Origin of the sequence: Mesorhizobium sp. BR1-1-2, from assembly GCF_020165435.1 — a bacterium.
Classification (GTDB): domain Bacteria; phylum Pseudomonadota; class Alphaproteobacteria; order Rhizobiales; family Rhizobiaceae; genus Mesorhizobium.
On the sequence record NZ_JAIUID010000029.1, the window covers coordinates 1 to 17,987 of the forward strand.

General features: G+C 63.9%; 19 protein-coding genes and 1 pseudogene. 6 read left to right on the plus strand and 14 right to left on the minus strand.

Annotated features, from left to right (window positions below; all coding sequences use genetic code 11):
• The 6 genes and pseudogenes from LB551_RS29690 to LB551_RS29715 form a co-directional block, all read right to left on the minus strand.
• Positions 1-123: pseudogene (locus LB551_RS29690) on the minus strand (YdcF family protein); the annotation flags it as partial.
• 27 nt (positions 124-150) lie between these two features.
• Positions 151-1,716, minus strand: a complete 1,566-nt coding sequence (locus tag LB551_RS29695) for an amidase (protein WP_224661376.1) — start codon at positions 1,714-1,716, stop codon at positions 151-153.
• Entirely contained in the window at positions 1,716-2,174 is a 459-nt protein-coding gene (locus tag LB551_RS29700) for a GNAT family N-acetyltransferase (RefSeq protein ID WP_224661377.1), read from the minus strand. Before LB551_RS29700 ends, LB551_RS29695 begins: the two co-directional genes overlap by 1 nt.
• Before the next feature lie 7 nt (positions 2,175-2,181).
• Positions 2,182-2,469, minus strand: coding sequence for an Asp-tRNA(Asn)/Glu-tRNA(Gln) amidotransferase subunit GatC (gatC, locus tag LB551_RS29705; RefSeq protein ID WP_027044576.1), 288 nt, complete (start codon positions 2,467-2,469; stop codon positions 2,182-2,184).
• 88 nt (positions 2,470-2,557) lie between these two features.
• A complete protein-coding gene (locus LB551_RS29710; RefSeq protein ID WP_140548317.1) occupies positions 2,558-2,974 on the minus strand; it encodes a hypothetical protein in 417 nt (138 codons plus the stop codon).
• 39 nt (positions 2,975-3,013) lie between these two features.
• Positions 3,014-3,709 (minus strand): metal-dependent hydrolase, encoded by a 696-nt coding sequence (locus LB551_RS29715; protein ID WP_140548315.1) that lies wholly within the window; start codon positions 3,707-3,709, stop codon positions 3,014-3,016.
• 123 nt (positions 3,710-3,832) lie between these two features.
• Here LB551_RS29715 and ruvX point away from each other — a divergent pair, with 123 nt between their 5' ends.
• The gene (gene ruvX / locus LB551_RS29720; protein WP_140548313.1) at positions 3,833-4,339 is read left to right on the plus strand and encodes a Holliday junction resolvase RuvX; all 507 of its coding nucleotides are present in this window, start codon (positions 3,833-3,835) and stop codon (positions 4,337-4,339) included.
• Here the strand turns inward: ruvX and LB551_RS29725 are convergent.
• From LB551_RS29725 to LB551_RS29735, 3 genes are all read right to left on the minus strand, one after another.
• Positions 4,257-4,598: a DUF6105 family protein gene (locus LB551_RS29725; protein ID WP_140548311.1), complete on the minus strand. Its 342-nt coding sequence runs from the start codon at positions 4,596-4,598 to the stop codon at positions 4,257-4,259. The genes ruvX and LB551_RS29725 overlap by 83 nt on opposite strands.
• Positions 4,598-5,146, minus strand: a complete 549-nt coding sequence (locus LB551_RS29730; protein WP_224661378.1) for a hypothetical protein — start codon at positions 5,144-5,146, stop codon at positions 4,598-4,600. Before LB551_RS29730 ends, LB551_RS29725 begins: the two co-directional genes overlap by 1 nt.
• Before the next feature lie 118 nt (positions 5,147-5,264).
• A complete protein-coding gene (locus LB551_RS29735) occupies positions 5,265-6,893 on the minus strand; it encodes a DNA alkylation response protein (protein WP_140548307.1) in 1,629 nt (542 codons plus the stop codon).
• Between the two features lie 149 nt (positions 6,894-7,042).
• Here LB551_RS29735 and LB551_RS29740 point away from each other — a divergent pair, with 149 nt between their 5' ends.
• Genes LB551_RS29740 through dprA form a run of 4 tightly spaced genes read left to right on the plus strand, consistent with a single transcriptional unit; the run spans position 7,043 to position 11,070 of the window.
• The gene (locus LB551_RS29740) at positions 7,043-8,008 is read left to right on the plus strand and encodes an aspartate carbamoyltransferase catalytic subunit (RefSeq protein WP_224661379.1); all 966 of its coding nucleotides are present in this window, start codon (positions 7,043-7,045) and stop codon (positions 8,006-8,008) included.
• On the plus strand, positions 8,005-9,291 hold the full coding sequence (locus tag LB551_RS29745; protein WP_224661380.1) for a dihydroorotase: 1,287 nt from the start codon (positions 8,005-8,007) through the stop codon (positions 9,289-9,291). Before LB551_RS29740 ends, LB551_RS29745 begins: the two co-directional genes overlap by 4 nt.
• Before the next feature lie 58 nt (positions 9,292-9,349).
• Positions 9,350-9,937, plus strand: a complete 588-nt coding sequence (plsY, locus tag LB551_RS29750) for a glycerol-3-phosphate 1-O-acyltransferase PlsY (RefSeq protein ID WP_224661381.1) — start codon at positions 9,350-9,352, stop codon at positions 9,935-9,937.
• Positions 9,934-11,070 (plus strand): DNA-processing protein DprA, encoded by a 1,137-nt coding sequence (dprA, locus tag LB551_RS29755; protein WP_224661382.1) that lies wholly within the window; start codon positions 9,934-9,936, stop codon positions 11,068-11,070. The genes plsY and dprA overlap by 4 nt, the downstream gene beginning before the upstream one ends.
• 9 nt (positions 11,071-11,079) lie before the next feature.
• On the opposite strand, the gene LB551_RS29760 is transcribed toward dprA, so the two are convergent.
• From LB551_RS29760 to LB551_RS29780, 5 genes are all read right to left on the minus strand, one after another.
• A complete protein-coding gene (locus tag LB551_RS29760; protein ID WP_140548297.1) occupies positions 11,080-11,292 on the minus strand; it encodes a hypothetical protein in 213 nt (70 codons plus the stop codon).
• A gap of 52 nt (positions 11,293-11,344) precedes the next feature.
• Positions 11,345-12,148 (minus strand): trehalose-phosphatase, encoded by an 804-nt coding sequence (gene otsB, locus LB551_RS29765; protein ID WP_224661383.1) that lies wholly within the window; start codon positions 12,146-12,148, stop codon positions 11,345-11,347.
• Entirely contained in the window at positions 12,148-13,917 is a 1,770-nt protein-coding gene (locus LB551_RS29770) for a trehalose-6-phosphate synthase (RefSeq protein WP_224661384.1), read from the minus strand. The genes otsB and LB551_RS29770 overlap by 1 nt, the downstream gene beginning before the upstream one ends.
• A gap of 80 nt (positions 13,918-13,997) precedes the next feature.
• Positions 13,998-16,160: a glycogen debranching N-terminal domain-containing protein gene (locus tag LB551_RS29775; protein WP_224661387.1), complete on the minus strand. Its 2,163-nt coding sequence runs from the start codon at positions 16,158-16,160 to the stop codon at positions 13,998-14,000.
• A 45-nt stretch (positions 16,161-16,205) separates the two neighbouring features.
• Complete coding sequence (locus LB551_RS29780) at positions 16,206-17,264, minus strand: glycosyltransferase family 4 protein (protein WP_224661385.1); 1,059 nt, start codon at positions 17,262-17,264, stop codon at positions 16,206-16,208.
• A gap of 137 nt (positions 17,265-17,401) precedes the next feature.
• Here LB551_RS29780 and LB551_RS29785 point away from each other — a divergent pair, with 137 nt between their 5' ends.
• Entirely contained in the window at positions 17,402-17,917 is a 516-nt protein-coding gene (locus LB551_RS29785) for a hypothetical protein (protein ID WP_224661386.1), read from the plus strand.
• Positions 17,918-17,987: the final 70 nt, after the last annotated feature.

A 17,987-nucleotide genomic window follows, 5' to 3' on the forward strand; every position in this document is an offset into this window, starting at 1 on the left:
GCCGAGGGCTGCCCGCGGGGGGCGGCCGAAGAATGCCGCGACCAGCCCCGCCAGCAGCAGGAAGATCGTCAGGTTGAGCGGCTGGATAAAGAACCAGAAGATTTTCGAAAGATAAAAGAACATCCCTCACCCCTCAGATGAGAAACGATCCTACCACCACTTCTCCGGCTGGAACGTGCCGGCCGCCTGTTCGATGACGGCGGCGGTCTGGAACAGCGTCTCTTCCTCGAACGGCCTGCCGATCAGTTGCAGGCCAAGCGGCAATCCCTTGGGGTCGAGGCCGGCGGGCACGGCGATGCCCGGCAGGCCCGCCATATTCACTGTGACGGTGAAGATGTCGTTCAGGTACATCTTCACCGGATCGGAAGCCATGTCCTCGTCGGCGATGCCGAAGGCGGCAGATGGCGTCGCAGGCGTCAGGATGACGTCGACGCCGGCGGCAAAGACGTTCTCGAAGTCGCGCTTGATCAGGTTGCGCACCTTCTGCGCCTGCAAATAATAGGCGTCATAATAGCCTGCCGACAGCACATAGGTGCCGATCATGATACGGCGCTTGACCTCGCGGCCAAAGCCGGCGGCGCGGGTTTTCTCATACATCTCGACGATGTCCTTGCCCGGCACACGCAGGCCGTAGCGGACGCCGTCATAGCGCGCCAGGTTGGACGAGGCTTCGGCGGGTGCCACGATGTAATAGGCCGGCAGCGCGTATTTGGTGTGCGGCAGGGAGATGTCGACGATCTCGGCGCCGGCCTCCCTGAGCCAGGCAATGCCCTTCTGCCACAGCGCTTCGATCTCCTCCGGCATGCCGTCGACGCGGTATTCCCGGGGAATGCCGACCTTCATGCCCTTGATCGGCTTGCCGATCGCCGCCTCGTAGTCCGGCACCGGCCGGTCGACCGAGGTCGTGTCCTTCGGATCGACCGAGGCCATCGATTTGAGCAGGATCGCGGCATCGCGCACGTCGCGCGCGATCGGCCCGGCCTGGTCGAGCGACGAGGCGAACGCGACGATACCCCAGCGCGAGCAGCGGCCATAGGTCGGCTTGATGCCGACTGTGCCGGTGAAGGCGGCCGGCTGGCGGATCGAGCCGCCAGTGTCGGTGGCCGTGGCGCCCGCGCACAGGAAAGCCGAGACGGCGGAGGCCGAGCCGCCCGACGAGCCACCCGGCACCAGATGCGCATTGTCCAGGGTGCGCGCGGTCTTGGTGCCGCCGGCCGAAACGAAGCCGCCATCGCCCTGATGCGTGGTCGGCATCACCATCGTATCGAGGCGCGAACGCCGCCAAGGATTGACCACCGGCCCGTAGTAAGACGTCTCGTTGGACGAGCCCATGGCGAACTCGTCCATGTTGAGCTTGCCCAGCATGACCGCCCCGTCGGCCCACAAATTGGAGGTGACGGTCGATTCGTAATGCGGCTTGAAGCCGTCGAGCACATGGCTGCAGGCCTGGGTGTGCACGCCCTCGGTGCCGAACAGGTCCTTGATGCCGAGCGGAATGCCTTCCAGCGCACCGCCCTCGCCCTTGACCAGCCTGGCGTCGGAGGCCTTTGCCATGTCGCGCGCCTTGTCGGCCGTCACCACGACATAGGCGTTGAGCGCCGGATTGGCGCGCTCGATCGCCGCGAGATAGGCGTCGGCGATCTCGGTCGCGGTGATTTCCTTGGCGCGCAGCTTGGCGCGGGCCTGCGAAATCGTCAGTCGGGTCAGGTCGCTCATCAGGCAAGGCTCTTTTCGTAAAATACCGACCACTCGGAATCGGGATAATCCAGCACCGGGCCGCAACGCGAGAAGCCGGCACGTTCATAGACAGTCCAGGCGGCAGGATGGCGATCGCCCGTCTCCAGCACCAGACGCTTCAATCCTTCCTCGCGCGCCAGCGCTTCGACACGCTCCACGATCCTGGCGCCGATTTTCTGGCCGCGATGCGTGGGCCGCGTGTACATGCGCTTGACCTCGCCTGTGGCACCATCATGGCGCTTCAGCGCCCCGCAACCGATTGCAAGACCGTCCTCGCGGGCGACGAAGACCGTGGTGTCCCGGCCGGCCATCTGCTCGACGGTCAGATGATAGCAGTGTTCCGGCGGCGTCAGTTCGAGCAGCGTCTCGTTGAGTTCCGCGACCAAGCCGCGCACATCGTCCTGCAGCGGCGTCTCGATGGCGATTTCGATGGCCATCGGCCTGTTACTCCACGACCTTCGGCACGAGGAAGAAGTTCTCTTCGGTGGCTGGCGCGTTGGCGACGATGTCGGCAGCCTTGTTGCCGTCGGTGACGACATCCTGGCGCTTCTTCATCTCCATCGGAGTGACCGAGGTCATCGGCTCGACACCGGAAACATCGACCTCGTTCAGCTGTTCGACGAAGCCCAGTATGGCGTTCAGCTCGCCGGTCATGCGTTCGGCATCTTCCTCGCTCACCGCAATGCGGGCGAGACGCGCGACGCGCTTCACTGTCTTGACGTCAACGGACATGTTTGTGCCTCGGGAAAACCAGCCCCGGCCTATAGCGGCGCCGCGCGCGGCGCGCAACATGTGCATGCCCACAATCGGGCAAATGACCTCACGGCAGGGCCATGCCCTCGCACAGATAGTAGCTGCCGCTGTTGCCGCTCGCCTCGCTCTCGTCTTCGATGGGCCGGACGGAGACGAGATCGATCTGCGTCGGGCTCATCTGCGTCACCGAGAGCACGTCGGGAAAGACGTAGCCCGGCTCCTGGCAAATGGCCGTCACCGCCCAGCTTGGCGAGCGTGTCGCCTTACTGATCTGCAAGAACTCGCAATTGTATTCGACCCCCTGCAGGCCATGGGCCGACAGCACGATGTTGCCGGCATCGATCAGCGTCTGCAGGGTGTCTTTCCTGGCTTGTGCGCAGAGCTCCTCGGACTTGAGGTAGACCCCTTCGATGAAATCGTCCGCGGCAAACGCCGGCGACGCCGCAAACAGCATCGAAACGCAAAGAGAGTTCCTCAAGCCCATGGTCTTATTCCGTTTTCAATTTATAGAATTTCTAGCGTGTTATAGCGTGACCGCCTCGCCGATCCCAGGCACGACGACATTCACGCCCGACCCCTCCATTCCGGCGACGAATTTGTCGGGCGTCTGGTCGAGCAGGCCGAAAGTCGCATAGTGGCATGGCACGGCGACATCGAACTTGAAATAACGGCGGCAGGCGAGAGCCGCGACGGCGCCTCCCATGGTAAAGCGGTCGCCGACCGGCACCAGGCCGATCTTCGGCTCATGCAGTTCGTTAACCAGCGCCATGTCCGAGAAGATGTCGGTATCGCCCATGTGATAGAGCGTCTTGTCGTCGTGGAAATGCAGGACCAGCCCGCAAGGATTGCCCATATAGATGCCGTCGCCGTAGGACGAGGAGTGCAATGCCTGGACAAAAGTCGTCGTGAACGGGCCGCAATCCACCGTACCACCGGTGTTGCCCTGGTTGATATTGTTCTGGTCGACGCCCTGGCCGCCGAGATAGCCGCAGACCTCGGGATTGGCGACCAGCATCGCTCCCGTCTTCTTGAGGATCTCCAGCGCATCGCCGACATGGTCCCCGTGACCATGCGTCAAAAGAACGTGGGTGACACCTTCGGCCGGGCCTTCCCAACTTTTCTTCCAAAGCGGATTGCCGCTCAGGAACGGGTCCATCAGGATGCTTGCGCCCGCCACCTCGATCTTGAAGGCGGATTGTCCGTACCAGGTGAGTTTCATCGGCGAGTTCCTCGATTTTTGCTCCGTCGGAGGATAGAACGGCGTCAGCTCAAGAGCAAAGTGTTACGGTGTCCTCGCGTATTCAAAACGCCGCGACGGCACTGTCGGGTCAAAGGAAAACCGTTGGCTATCATTACCATCGAGGAATTGCCGGCACGGCTGGCCAGCGGCAGGACGCTTGCCGGGCTCGATCTCGGCGACAAGACCATCGGCGTCGCCGTTTCGGACCGTGGCTTTTCCTTCGCGCATCCGCGTCCTGTCATCATGCGACGGAAATTCTCGCTCGACGCGGCCGTGCTGCTGGATCTGCTGCAAAAGGAGAATGCAGGCGCGGTGGTGATTGGACTGCCGGTCAACATGGACGGCTCGGAGGGTCCGCGCGCACAGAAATCGCGCGCCTTCGTACGCAACATGGCCGCCTTGAGCGACCTTCCCTTCCTGCTGTGGGACGAGAGGCTGTCGACGGTCGCCGCCGAACGGACGCTGATCGAGATGGATTTTTCGCGCGCCAAGCGCGCCGGCAAGATCGATTCGGCCGCCGCCGCCTTTATTCTGCAGGGAGTTTTGGACCGGCTTCGCTCGCTCGGTGCAGCCGCTCGAACGGCACCTGAACCGCCGCCCGCCTCTTGATCCAGCCGATGATTTCACGGCGGCGGCGAAACGCCCAGATCGCCAGCAGCAGCAGGCCGTCGAATATACAGGCTCTTCCCACCATGCCGGGAATGATTGCCGGGTCGATGCCGAGCATCTGGCCGTAGAGTTGGAAGACGAAATCGTGCAACTGCCGGCTCAGCATGACGTAGCCGAAATTCATGTCGTTGAGCGACAGGTAGAACCAGCCCCAGAAAAGCGCCATCGGAGCCGCCCACAATGCGAAGATGTAACGCATCAGCGGCCTCCCTTCCGGGTCGGCTCGGGTCGGCCCGATATCAGCGAAAGCAGCGAATTGTGGGCTGCGGCCCTGGCCATGCTGTGCGCCGTGGCGTGGATTTCGACCTCATCCGATGCGGCCAGGGTGCGGCGCTCGGCAAGCATGGCGACATAGGAGGCCAGAAGTGCGGCCAATTGCACGGCGACGACCAGGAATAGCCCGTTGATGCCTTGCGCCGCGCCTCCGACCAGGATGAGCGAAAGCACGCCGGAAGCGCTGATGAAGGCGACGCGGGCAACGCTGTCGGCGCCCGGATTGCTGGCATTGTTGATCAGCGCCTCGACAAAGGCCCAGAAGAACAGCACCGCCACGACAAGCAGGGCCGTGGCCAGAGGCGCAACCACGACGACATTTTCGAGATCGACGAAGCGGGCGCCCTCGATTGTCACGCCCAGCACGCCAAGCGCCCCGGCCACGCCGCGGTTTCCATCGATGCAGATGATCGCCAGCAGGGCGAAAACGATCGTCCAGTGCAAGGCGAGAAAAGAGGTCAATACCTGTCGCATCGTGATTCCTGCTTCGACAGGAATGACAGTGGGCTTTGCCGCCAGCCCTCGCAACGGAAACCATTTGTTAAGGTTAACGGCGCAGGCGAACGACCACGGCGTGGCCCTTGGCTGCTGCTCAGTTGGTTGGCGGATAGAGCGTGTCGATGATCATGCGCGCATCATGGCGCGAATCGAGCATGCCGTAGGTGTTGCGCCACTGGCCCGCCAGCCGCGTCTCGACGAAGGCATCGGCGATCCGCCCTGCCCCCAACCGGCGCAATTCCGCCGCCGCCGCCGACAGCGCCAGTTGCTCCGTCAGCAGGCGGGCCGAGCCTTCGTCGGTCGCGGCCACCTGCATGGCCGCCTTCAGCACACCGATGGTGCCGCGTCCGCCCGCGCCCAGGTCGCGATCGATGCCGGCAAGCACCTCCTCGAACAGGCCCGGCGCGCGGCCAAGCACGCGAAGCACATCCAGTGCCATGACATTGCCCGACCCTTCCCAGATCGCGTTGACCGGAGCTTCGCGATAGTAGCGGGCGAGCGGCGCCTCCTCGACATAGCCGTTGCCGCCTAGGCATTCCATCGCCTCGTAGAGCAGCGGCGGCGCGATTTTGCAGACCCAATATTTGACGACCGGCGTCATGGCACGGGCAAAGGCCGCCTCGCCGCGATCGCTCGCCGCTTCGTCGAAGGAACGCGCCAGACGGAACGACAGCGCCGTGGCAGCGGCAACGTCGAGCGCCATGTCGGCCAGCACGCGCTGCATCAGCGGCTGCTCGATCAGGTTGGTGCCGAACACCTGGCGATGGCGGGCGTGATGAACGGCTTCGGCCAGACCTGCCCGCATGATCGCCGAAGACGCCACGGCGCAGTCGAGCCGGGTCAAGGTCACCATGTCCATGATCGTCTTCACGCCGGCGCCCGGCTCGCCGACCATCTCGCCGATCGCGTTGACGAACTCCACCTCGGAAGACGCATTCGACCGGTTGCCGAGCTTGTCCTTCAGGCGCTGGAAACGGAAGCCGTTGCCCGAGCCGTCGCCAAGGACGCGCGGCACCAGGAAGCACGACAATCCCTCGGGCGCCTGCGCCAGCACCAGGAAGGCATCCGACATCGGCGCCGACATGAACCATTTGTGGCCGGTCAGGCGATAGAAGCCGCTGCCTACGCGCTCGGCCTTCGTCACATTGGCGCGCACATCCGTGCCGCCCTGTTTCTCGGTCATGCCCATGCCGAGCGTCAGCCCGGTCTTCTCGACCGGCGGCTTTTGGCTCTGGTCATATTTGCGCGTCGTCACGCGCGGCGCCCACTCGCGGAACAGTTTCGGGCTCGCCATCAGCGCCGCCAGCGAAGCGCTGGTCATGGTGATGGGACACAGATGTCCGGTCTCGAGTTCGGCCGTCAGGTAGAACCGGGCCGCGCGCACCTGATGGCGGCGGCCGATCTCGGCATCGCCGTTCTCCCAGACCGAGGAGTGCAGCCCGTTGGCGACGGAACGGCGCATCAGGGCGTGATAGGCGGGGTGGAACTCGACCAGATCGATGCGCCGGCCCTGGCGATCATGCGTCCTGAGCCTCGGCGTTTCGACATTGGCGAGGCGGGCCAGTTCCTGGGCCTCCTGGGTCAGCACGAAGCGGCCGAGCCCGTCGAGATCCTTGCGCACCGGATCGGAAAAGCGCTCGGCAAGCTGGATCAGCAACGGATCGCCCCGCCAGGCGTTGCCGCCTGTCAGCGGCGGCGGCTGGTTCGTCACGTCGTCGGTCACGCTTCATCCTTACTGCCAGGCGGCTACGAATCCGGAGCCATCGGCTAGATATAGCCCAAGGCGCGCGACGAAAATACCGGGGAGAACAGCCGCAATCCAAAGCTGGCGCTTGCAGCCATGGAACGTCCACCCTATAGCAGCCCCTTGAGATGACCGACGCTTCGTCCCTGCCACTCTATCCCCACCGCCATCTTCTGGGCATCCGCGATCTTTCCCCCGCCGACATCGAGCTTCTGCTCGACAGGGCGGACCGGGCGGTCGCGATCTCGCGGCAATCCGAGAAGAAAACCTCGACGCTGCGCGGCCGCACCCAGATCAACCTGTTCTACGAGGCCTCGACGCGTACGCAGTCGTCGTTCGAGCTGGCCGGAAAGCGCCTCGGCGCCGACGTCATGAACATGTCCGTGGCGAGTTCCTCGGTGAAGAAGGGCGAGACGCTCATCGACACGGCCATGACGCTGAACGCCATGCGGCCCGATATATTGATCATCCGCCACCAGTCGGCGGGCGCGGCCGCCCTTCTGGCGCAGAAGGTCGGCTGCTCCGTGGTCAATGCGGGGGACGGCGCGCATGAGCACCCGACACAGGCGCTGCTTGACGCGCTGACCATCCGCCGCGCCAAGGGGCCGCTGTCGAAACTGATCGTGGCGATCTGCGGCGACATCCTGCATTCGCGCGTCGCCCGCTCCAACATCATGCTGCTCAACGCGCTCGGCGCGCAGGTGCGCGTCGTCGCACCCTCGACGCTGCTGCCTGCGGGCATCGACAGGATGGGTGTAATCGTCTGCCGCTCGATGGCAGAAGGCCTCAGGGACGCCGACGTGGTGATGATGCTGCGCCTGCAGCGCGAGCGGATGGAAGGCGCCTTCGTGCCTTCGGTGCGCGAATATTTCCGCTATTTCGGCCTCGATGCCGAGAAGCTGAAAGCGGCCAAGGACGACGCGCTGGTGATGCATCCGGGCCCGATGAACCGTGGCGTCGAAATCGCCTCGGAGATCGCGGACGGCCCGCAGAGCGTCATCCAGGAACAGGTAGAGATGGGCGTCGCCGTGCGCATGGCGGTGATGGAAGCGCTGCTCGACGCGCGGCGCAACCATGAGGGCCGCGGCGCATGAGCATCACGGTATTCGAGCGCGCCCGCATCATCGATCCCTCGCGCGGCGTAGACGAGACCGGGACGGTTATCGTCGATGGAAAGAAGATCGCCGCCGCCGGCAAGGCTGCGCTGAACCAGGGGGCGCCCGCAGGGGCCACCATCGTCGACTGCGCCGGCAAAGCGGTCATTCCGGGCCTGATCGACGGCCGCGTCTTCATCGGCGAACCGGGCGGCGAACATCGCGAAACGATCGCGTCGGCAAGTGTCGCCGCGGCTGCCGGCGGCGTCACCTCGATCGTCATGATGCCCGATACCGATCCCGTTATCGACAATGTGGCCTTGGTCGAATTCGTGTTGCGCACCGCCAAGGACACGGCCATCGTCAATATTTTCCCGGCCGCAGCCATCACCAAAGGCCTCGACGGCCGCGAGATGACCGAATTCGGTCTGCTGCGCGAGGCCGGCGCCGTGGCCTTCACCGACGGCCGCCACACCATATCAAGCGCGTTGGTGATGCGCCGGGCGCTGACCTATGCCCGCGATTTCGGCGCAACCATCGTGCACGAAACCCAGGATGCCGACCTCGCGTCGTCGGGCGTGATGAACGAGGGACTCTACGCCAGCTGGCTAGGACTTTCCGGCATTCCGCGTGAGGCCGAAACCATCCCGCTGGAGCGCGACCTTGCCCTGGCGCGCCTGACGCGCGGTTCCTACCACGCGGCAAAGATATCGACGGCGATGGCGGCGGCGTCGGTGGCGCGCGCGAAGGCCGACGGCGCGACCGTCACATCGGGCGTGTCGATCCACAATCTGTCACTCAATGAAAACGATGTCGGGGAATATCGCACCTTCTTCCGCCTGACCCCGCCGCTGCGCGCCGAGGAAGACCGCCTGGCGATGATCGAAGCGATCAGGGACGGCACGATCGACATCATCGTCTCCTCGCACGATCCGCAGGACGTCGACACCAAGCGCCTGCCCTTCGCCGACGCGGCAGCCGGCGCCATCGGGCTGGAAACGTTGCTGGGCGCGGCCTTGCGGCTCTACCACAATGGCGACGTGCCGTTGTTGCGGCTGATCGAGACCTTGTCCACGGCGCCGGCACGGCTGTTCGGCCTGCCCGGCGGCACGCTCAAGCCCGGCGCTCTCGCGGACCTTGCGCTTGTCGATCTGGATGAACCCTGGATCGTCAGCGAAAGCGGCATCCGCTCGCGCTCGAAAAACACCTGTTTCGAAGGCGCGCGCCTGCAGGGCAAGGTCTTGCAAACGCTGGTGGCGGGCCGCACAGTGTTCTCGGTCTGAGCTGGCGAGGGCGCATCGCGCCGGATTCAGCCCGTCAGGGGGAAATGCGGGGGGAACAATGACTTACAACCTGATCCCGGCGCTGGTGCTCGGCTATCTCCTGGGCTCGATTCCGTTCGGGCTTCTGCTGACCCGTGCGGCAGGGCTTGGCGACGTGCGCCAGATCGGCTCCGGCAATATCGGCGCCACAAATGTGCTACGTACCGGCAACAAGGGCCTTGCCGCGGCCACGCTGCTGCTCGACGCACTGAAGGGCACGGTCGCCGTGCTGATCGCGGGCCATTTCGCGCCCGAACTCGGCGCTTGGGCCGGCCTTGGCGCCTTCCTCGGCCATCTCTTCCCGATCTGGCTCGGCTTCAAGGGAGGCAAGGGTGTCGCCACCTATCTCGGCGTGCTGATCGGCCTTGCCTGGCAGGTGGCGCTGATCTTCGCCGTCGTCTGGCTGGCCATGGCGTTCCTGTTCCGCTACTCCTCCCTTGCAGCGCTGACGGCCGCGGTCGCCGTGCCGATCGCCCTCTATTTCCTGAGCGCACCTCACATCGCCGCATTGTTCGTCGTGATGAGCCTGATCGTCTTCATCAAGCACCGGGCCAACATTTCACGCCTGCTTGCCGGCACCGAGGGCAAAATCGGGGCGAAGGAGTGAGCAAGCCGGTCGCCGGGCCGCGCCTCAGCGACCGGCAGCGGTTGAGCTGGCTGCGGCTGATCCGCACCCAGAATGTAGGTCCTGCCTCCTTTCGCGACCTGATCAACCGCTTCGGTTCGGCCGAGCTCGCGCTGGAAATGCTACCGGAACTGATGATTTCGGGCGGCGCCAGCAGGATCGCCCGCATTCCCTCGATCGCCGAGGCCGAGGCGGAACTGGAGGCCGCAAGGCGGGCAGGCGCCCGCTTTGTCGGTATCGGCGAGCCGGACTATCCCGCTTTGTTGAAAAACATGGACCATCCTCCGCCGCTGCTGGCGGTGAAAGGCGAAGGCGCCGTGTTCCGGCTGCCCGCGGTGGCTATCGTCGGCGCCCGCAACGCCTCGCTCGCCGGCATCAAGATGGCGCGCATGCTGGCGAGCGACCTTGGCCGCGACGGTTACGCCATCATCTCCGGCCTCGCGCGCGGCATCGACACTTCAGCACATCAGGGCAGCCTCTCGACCGGCACGATCGGCGTGCTGGCCGGAGGCCTCGATGTGCCCTACCCGCCTGAGAATGCCGGCTTATGCGATGAAATCGTCGAGCGCGGCGGCGCCATCATTTCGGAGATGCCGTTCGGCTGGCAGCCGCGTGCCCAGGATTTTCCGCGCCGCAACCGCCTTGTCGCGGGTGCGGCAGTCGGTCTGGTGGTGGTCGAGGCGGCGCAGCGTTCCGGGTCCCTGATCAGCGCCAGGCTTGCAGGCGAAATGGGCCGGCTGGTGTTTGCCGTACCCGGCTCGCCGCTTGATCCACGCGCCGCCGGCACCAATGGCTTGCTCAAGGACGGCGCCACCTTGGTCACCGAAGCAGCCGACATTCACAGGGCAATCGCGCCGCTGACCGGTTTGCGGGCCCCCGAACTGCCGCCCTTTGAAGATCCCCCCGATTTCTCGGCCACGCCGCCACCCGGCGAAAACGACCGCGCCAAGGTGATCGAAGCGCTCGGCCCGACGCCGGTGGCCATCGACGAGATCATCCGCCACACCGGCCTGCACCCGGCACAGGTGTTCATGGTGCTCCTGGAGCTCGACCTTGCCGGCCGGCTCGAACGGCATGCCGGCGGCAATGTCTCGCTGGTTTTCGCGGAAGGCTGACAGCCTCCGTCAGTGGCGGTCGCGCTTCTTCTGTTCGGCCTCGGTGTAGTCGGGCGTGTTTGCGCCGAACAGGTCCCTCTCGACGGCCTTTCGCCAGACGGCATCGGCGTCTTCAGGACGCGATGGATCGAAAGTTGTCTCGGTGTCCTGCATGCGCCGGTGCGAACGCCGCCGGAGCCACGCGGGCATGATCTCGTGAATGAGGCTGGTGAACTGGACCATTGATCAACTCCCTGAACCCGTTCTTCAACATGCAAGATGCCTCTGCGCGGCCTCAGCTCTGCCGGGCAGTGGGCTGGACCACCTCCTCAAACCGGCCCGTGCCGGATTGGTCGTGGCATAGGGATTCGAGCCAGTTAAGGGTCTCGCCGACATCGGCCAGCGCGTGGCGCGCCGCGGTTTTCCCTTGCGGTTTGATGCGGACCGAAATGCCGTCCATTTCATTGACGGCTTCGAAGCCGTTCTCATCCGACGTGTCGTCTCCGAGGAATACGGGAACCCGCCCGCTGAAAGCCGGCAACTCGCAGAAACGCCTGATTGCCGCTCCCTTGGCCGCTTCGAGCGGCATCAATTCCACCCCGGCATTGCCGGCTAGGACCCGATACCCCCGCGGAAGCCGCTCCAGCGCCTGTTCGACCAGTTGCGTCGCCCGTTGCAGCAACTGCGGCGCCGCGCGCGTATGGATGGCGAGGATCGGGCCCTTGCGCTCGATATAGACATCCACATTGTCCAGTTCCGCCTCGATTTCCTCGGCAAGCGCGGCAATGTCGGCGGGCTCGCCTGCGGCCTCGACCGGCCCGTCGCGCACAAGCCGATGTTCCAAGCCGTATAGGCCGGCGGCCGGCAGGCGCAGCGGCTGGAAGAGTCGGTCGACAGCGGAAACGGATCGGCCAGTTATGAAGGCCAATGCGCCGGCCAAGCGCCCGTCCAGCTTTCTCAGCATGCTCCGCAACGCCTCGCCCACGACCACCGCATCGGGATGCGCGGCATGTTCGAGAAGCGTGCCGTCAATGTCGAGGAAGAGTGCCCACGGCTCTTGCGGGACGGTCGGTGCGGGCAGGCTTGTCGATCCCGACATCACAGCGCCGCGACCCGTTTGCGATCAAGCAGCGATATCACATTGGCCGCGGCAACCGAGCCCGGCCCGGCGGGATCGATCGCGGCCCGCTTGCGCAAGCGGGCGGCATCGAGAAGCATGCTGCCCGCCCAGCGATAGACATTGTTGTCGCGGACGATCTCGCGCATGCGTTGCATGCGCTGGCGCTGCTCGGCGGGCACCATGGTCAATGCCTGCAGCAACGCCTCGGCCATCATCGTCTCGTCGTAAGGATTGACGATCAGCGCCTCGAGAAGCTCCTTGGAAGCGCCGGCAAACATGCTGAGCATCAGCACGCCCTGCTCGTCGTCGCGCGCGGCGACAAATTCCTTGGCGACCAGGTTCATTCCGTCGTGCAGGCTGGTCACCATGCAGACATCGGCGGCTCGGTAGATTTCGTAGACCTGCTCCTGGGAATGGTGTTCAGCCACCATCAAGACAGGCGTGTAGCCGTCCCGGCCATAACGCTCGTTGAGCTCCGCCGCGCAGCGCAGGCATTCCTCGTGCAGTTGCTGGTAGGCCGGCAAGGTTCCACGGCTTGGCGCCGCGATCTGCAGGAAAGCCACCTTGCCGATCCACTCCGGGTGTTGCTTGAACAATTCGTCCAATGCGTGAAACCGGTCGAGAATGCCTTTCGTATAGTCGAGGCGCTCGACGCCGACACAGAGGCTGACATGGTCCGCCAGCCCGAATTTTTCGCGAATTCGCGCGCGGCACTGCGCGATGGCGGGCAATTTCCCGAGTTGAGCCGGCGGCCACTCTATCGAGATCGGATAGGCGTGGACCAGGCTGGTCTGACCGCCATAGGAGATCGCCGAGTCCTCGCGCTCGATCCTGCTTTCCAGGAAGCGGTCGACGCTCTCGATGAAGTTGTTGCAGTGGAACTGCGTATGGAAGCCGATGATCGAGCTTCCCAGCAGGCCGTCCAGGATCTTCTCCCGCCAGGGGCAGATGCTGAAGACTTCCGAATTCGGCCACGGAATGTGCCAGAAGGTGATGACGATCGCATCGGGCAGGCGTTCCCGGATCATTCGCGGCAGCAGCGCGAAATGATAATCCTGGACGAGGACGATCGGGCGTTCGTTCCGGGCTTCGGCAACGACGGTATCGGCGAATTTCTGATTGACGGCTTCGTATGTCTCCCAGTCGGACGTGCGGAAGACGGGCCGTGTAAAGGCTATGTGGCACAAGGGCCAGAGACCTTCATTGGCAAAGCCCAGATAGTAGCCTTGCTGTTCCTCCTCGGTCAGCCAGACACGGCGCAACGTATAGGATGGGTTCTCAGGTGGGACCTCGATGCGGTCGTTCTGGTCGACGACGAGATGATCCGCCGAGCCGCCGCCATAGGCTATCCAGGTCCCCGCACAGGCACGGGTGATCGGCTCCAGCGCCGAGACAAGTCCACTGGCCGGCACAACCAGGTCGACATTGTTGTCCCTGAGATTGTGAATGTAGGGCTCGCGGTTGGAAACGACGATCACCTGCGCATCCGGCAGTTCCTTCGCCAGGATTTCGCGCAATGTCGAGGGCGACCAGTTGACGAGCGCCGCGTCGGCGGAATGGCCATTTTTTTCGAATTCACGCAACACGACGCGAGCCGGTGCCGGCTCGACATTGGCCAACTCCGGCGGGATCCGGCGGGATCGCAGCGCGGAAATCACCAAGGCAACGAGGGAAACGCAGAGGCTGGCAAGAATGACGAACCATAGAGCGGAGGCGGAATGGAGGAAGTCGAAACCGTTGTCTGCCATTGATGTGAATTGCTCCGGCCTAAATCGCGCCACTCGTGGGGTGATTGTGCAACGCACGTCGCCGGTGATGGTTCCGGTTTTTAGCTGCGCACGATCAAAGGCGCCAACCCCTCATGGCGGTCGGCCAGGAAGGCGCCCACACGATCCCCTACCCGCTGGAACGTCAGGTCGACTGCCGTGCCCGCCACCGCGAGATGGCGGATCACCAGGCTATCGATGCCGATTGGCAGGCGTGGCCTTGTGACATGGATTTCGCCGGCCCAGCCGTCGATATGGAGGCCTAGACAGGCCTGCATCAGCATGAAGGTGGAACCCGCCGACCAGGCCTGCGGCAGGCAAGCGACCGGATACGCGATCGGCGCCTCGCCCGGAGCGCGGGTGAAACCGCAGAAGAGTTCGGGCAGGCGCATGTTGAAATGGACGGCGGATTCGAACGTCCCGCTCATCAGCCGCACCACATTGTCGCGGATTCCGTATCGCGCAAGGCCTGCCGCGCAGATCGCCGTGTCGTGCGGCCAGATAGAACCATTGTGATACGACATGGGATTGAAGAATATCGCGTCGTCGGCGAGCGTCCTCAGTCCCCAGCCGGAGTGGAAAGAAGCCGACAGCAACTGATCGGCGACGATCCGCGCCCGATCAGGATCCGGAAGTCCGACATAGAGCAGATGTCCGGCATTGGATGTGCGCACCTCGCATGGCTGGCCGTCGCCATCGAGCGCCAGCGCGTAGTAACCCAGCTCGTCGATCCAGAAATGGCTTTCAACCCGCTGGCGGATCTCTTCGGCCCGCCTTTCCCAACCCTCCGCCCTTTCGGTTTCGCCGCGCCGCCGGGCCAGTTTCGCCAGCCCCTGGAACGCCGCGAAGACGTACCCCTGCACCTCGACCAGTGCGATCGGTCCCTTCGGAATACGACCGTCGGCATGAAAGACGGAATCGAAGCTGTCCTTCCATCCCTGGTTGGCGAGACCCGATTCCGCAGCGCGCCGGTAAGTGACGAATCCGGTCGGCCCGCTTGCCGCTTCGATCCATTCGGCGGCCGCACATAGCGACGGCCATAGACCGTCGATAAAGGTCATGTCTCCGGTGCGGTCCGCATAGGCGCAGGCGAGATGAATATAGAGCGGAGTGGTGTCGACGCCGCCATAGTAGCGGCCGAACGGCAACTCGCTCAGCGCCGTCATTTCGCCCTTGCGCGTTTCATGCATGATCTTGCCGGGCTGGGAGTCGCTGAAGGGCGAGGTTTCGGTTGCCTGATGCTGCGCAAGAAAGGCAAGCACGCCGCGCGCCAGGCCGGGATTAAGCCAGAGCATTTGCAACGCCGAGATGACGCCATCCCTGCCGAAGGCGGTCGAGAACCACGGAATGCCGGCATAGGGATAAGGACCAGTCGCGAGTTCGGTGGTGAGCAGCGCCACATCGGCACGGGCGCGCTCCATCCAGTCGTTGAACACCCTGCCCGAACTGTGCAGCGTCGCGCCATGGCGGCGCTTGGCGCGCATGCCGAAACGCGCGCGCGCCGCTGCGGCGCGAAACCGGTCTCGGTCGGGAACATCCGCGATTTCGCTGCCGACCTCCACATACAGCGTCTTGCGGCTGCGCTTTGTGACGGCAATGTAGAAATCCGCCCGGTCGGAGGTCAACTCGTCGGGTTTCTGCGAAAACGTTATCGTCGAGGTCCGCACCACCTTGTCCAGGCCCTCGTAGCGAAGCAGCACCGAATTCTCGCCTATCTCGGCCGTATGGGCGGTGCCGCGTTTCGGGCGCGTCGAGCCGCGAACTTCGAACATGTCGCGGAAATCGGCGGCGAAGCGCAGCGAAAGCAGGATGGTCGAGTGTTCCTGGCTGTAGTTGGATAGGGTCAGGCGCTCATACAGCCGGTCCTGCCACAGCAGCCTGACACGCTCGATGTGGATCGCTCCTTGCGGCATGGGCCGGCCGCCGGCGCTCTCGATCGGCAGATTTGTCAGATTGCTGGTGAACAGGACATTGTCCTGGCTCAGCGATGCTCCCAGCAGCGATGTCGAACGCCCGCCGACCGCCAGGCGGAATTCGGAAAGCACGCGCGTGTCGTCGCGGAAGAAGCCGTCGCCCACACCGCGTATGTCGCCATAGGAATCGGCGACGGCGAAGCAGTCGCCATGTTTGAGTGCGAAAAGCCGGTGCGGTTCCCTCGGCGCGGTTTCGTCCAGGGAGGCCAGTGCTATTGCGGGATCGAGCTTGCGCTCGTCAAGTTGGGTGATGGTCAAGAAGACTGTCCCGTGCTTGTTTCTGAACGGGGCACTGTACTAGGAAGCCCGGATTTGTTGAGTGTCGATTGCCTGTGAATAGGTCGCGACATAGTCGCGCGCCATACGGTCGGCTGAGAACCGTCCTTCGAAAACGGCCCTTATCCGGCGCCTGTCGAGCTGGAGCAGAGCCGGCATGGTAGCGACGGCATCCTCGATGGTTTCGACGACGAAGCCGGTCACGCCGTGATCGATGATCTCCGGCATGGCGCCGCAACTCCAGGCCATGACAGGGGTTCCGCAGGCCATCGCCTCGATTACCGCCAGACCAAAAGGCTCGGGCCAGTCGATGGGAAACAGCAAGGCCGCGGCGTTGCCGAGAAACCTGCTCTTCTGGTCCTCGCTGATCTCGCCGACATATTCGACGCGATCGCCATCGATCAGCGGCTGAACGACTTCCTCGAAATAGGCCCGGTCGCCGTCACCCACCTTGGCCGCGAGCTTGAGCCTGAGGCCCGTGCGCCTGGCAATCTCGATCGCCCGGTCCGGCCGCTTGTCGCGCGACATCCGGCCGAGGAACGCCAGATACGTGCCGTCGGAGCCGGCCTCGAAATCCGGCCTATAGAGATCGAGCGGCAGCCCATGATGGATGGTCGCCAACCAGTTGGCGGACGCGAGCCTTGTCCTCTGGCTGCGTGAAATGGAAATCATTGGAAAGCGTGGGAACCGCTCATAGGCCTGTGCCAGATCCACATAGTCCAGCCTGCCATGCGGCGTCGTCACCGTTCGCTCCGGCATATGGCGGAAAAACGGGAAATGCACGAAGTGGCTGAGATGGAAGTGAAGAATGTCGAAATCGTCGGCCTGTCTCCGGACTTCCTGGAGCATCGACAGATGCGCCGCGATCTCCGACTTCAACGGCCTGGGATCGAGGCGCAGCGCCCGTTCCCGGCATGCAACCAGCCGGGCGGAGGTTCTCGTATCGCCGCTGGCAAACAACGTCACATCGTGGCCGAGGCCGACGAGAGCTTCGGTGAGATAGGAGATGATGCGCTCGGTGCCTCCATAGAGCCTGGGCGGCACGGACTCGTACAGCGGCGCGACATGGGCGATCTTCATTGGCCTGCGTTCCCTCAATGAGCTGGTCACAGGCGAAAATGCATCAGCGGCGGTATCGTTCCTCCGCCATCGGCAGATGCGTCACTCTCGTGTTTGATGTTCTCCCGGGCGGCCCTATTTCTTTAGGTGCTGCTCCTGTGCGCGACGACCACCCTGAGGAGGTTCCGATGCAGCAACCGAAGGACATTGCGGCCCGGCGGCTGGACATGATCATCGAACAATATGTCGAAGCCAGAAAAAAGCAGCGCTTCGGCTATGTTTCGACGGACCAGGCCGCCAGGGTCATTCACAGAATCCTGAAACCCACGCCTTCCGATCCCTCCTTTTCGGATCACGAGCTCGACGACATGGTCGCCGCCCTCGCCGTCAAGAACGGATTGGCCGTCGTCTTCGACCGCGGCGTCAGAGGGTCGGTCGGCGGTAGCGAGGCGGAACTGGACAGAAAGGACCCGGCCATGAGAGCACCAGCGGAAGGCCCCGACGTTGCCGGCGCGGTGGACGCGATCCTGGTTCAGCAAAAAACCGCCCCGCTTTCGATGCGCGCGATGATCTCACTGCTGCGCGAACGCACCGGCACCAGCCGATCGGACGCGGACCTGGAAGGACTGATCGCCAAAAAGGCCGCTGTCCTGAATGTGCATTTGCGGAACTGAACGACCCGAGACATAGGTGACGAAACGTACCGGACACATGGGTAACACTTTTCGCTTTGCGGGAGGTGTT

Coding starts and splice junctions, on each gene's coding strand:
- LB551_RS29725 (WP_140548311.1), bottom strand. CDS start 4,598: ATGCGTTACATCTTCGCATTGTGGGCGGCTCCGATGGCGCTTTTCTGG.
- LB551_RS29780 (WP_224661385.1), bottom strand. CDS start 17,264: ATGAAGATCGCCCATGTCGCGCCGCTGTACGAGTCCGTGCCGCCCAGG.
- LB551_RS29730 (WP_224661378.1), bottom strand. CDS start 5,146: ATGCGACAGGTATTGACCTCTTTTCTCGCCTTGCACTGGACGATCGTT.
- LB551_RS29715 (WP_140548315.1), bottom strand. CDS start 3,709: ATGAAACTCACCTGGTACGGACAATCCGCCTTCAAGATCGAGGTGGCG.
- gatC (WP_027044576.1), bottom strand. CDS start 2,469: ATGTCCGTTGACGTCAAGACAGTGAAGCGCGTCGCGCGTCTCGCCCGC.
- plsY (WP_224661381.1), top strand. CDS start 9,350: ATGACTTACAACCTGATCCCGGCGCTGGTGCTCGGCTATCTCCTGGGC.
- LB551_RS29760 (WP_140548297.1), bottom strand. CDS start 11,292: ATGGTCCAGTTCACCAGCCTCATTCACGAGATCATGCCCGCGTGGCTC.
- LB551_RS29745 (WP_224661380.1), top strand. CDS start 8,005: ATGAGCATCACGGTATTCGAGCGCGCCCGCATCATCGATCCCTCGCGC.
- otsB (WP_224661383.1), bottom strand. CDS start 12,148: ATGTCGGGATCGACAAGCCTGCCCGCACCGACCGTCCCGCAAGAGCCG.
- LB551_RS29695 (WP_224661376.1), bottom strand. CDS start 1,716: ATGAGCGACCTGACCCGACTGACGATTTCGCAGGCCCGCGCCAAGCTG.
- LB551_RS29770 (WP_224661384.1), bottom strand. CDS start 13,917: ATGGCAGACAACGGTTTCGACTTCCTCCATTCCGCCTCCGCTCTATGG.
- LB551_RS29700 (WP_224661377.1), bottom strand. CDS start 2,174: ATGGCCATCGAAATCGCCATCGAGACGCCGCTGCAGGACGATGTGCGC.
- LB551_RS29710 (WP_140548317.1), bottom strand. CDS start 2,974: ATGGGCTTGAGGAACTCTCTTTGCGTTTCGATGCTGTTTGCGGCGTCG.
- LB551_RS29740 (WP_224661379.1), top strand. CDS start 7,043: ATGACCGACGCTTCGTCCCTGCCACTCTATCCCCACCGCCATCTTCTG.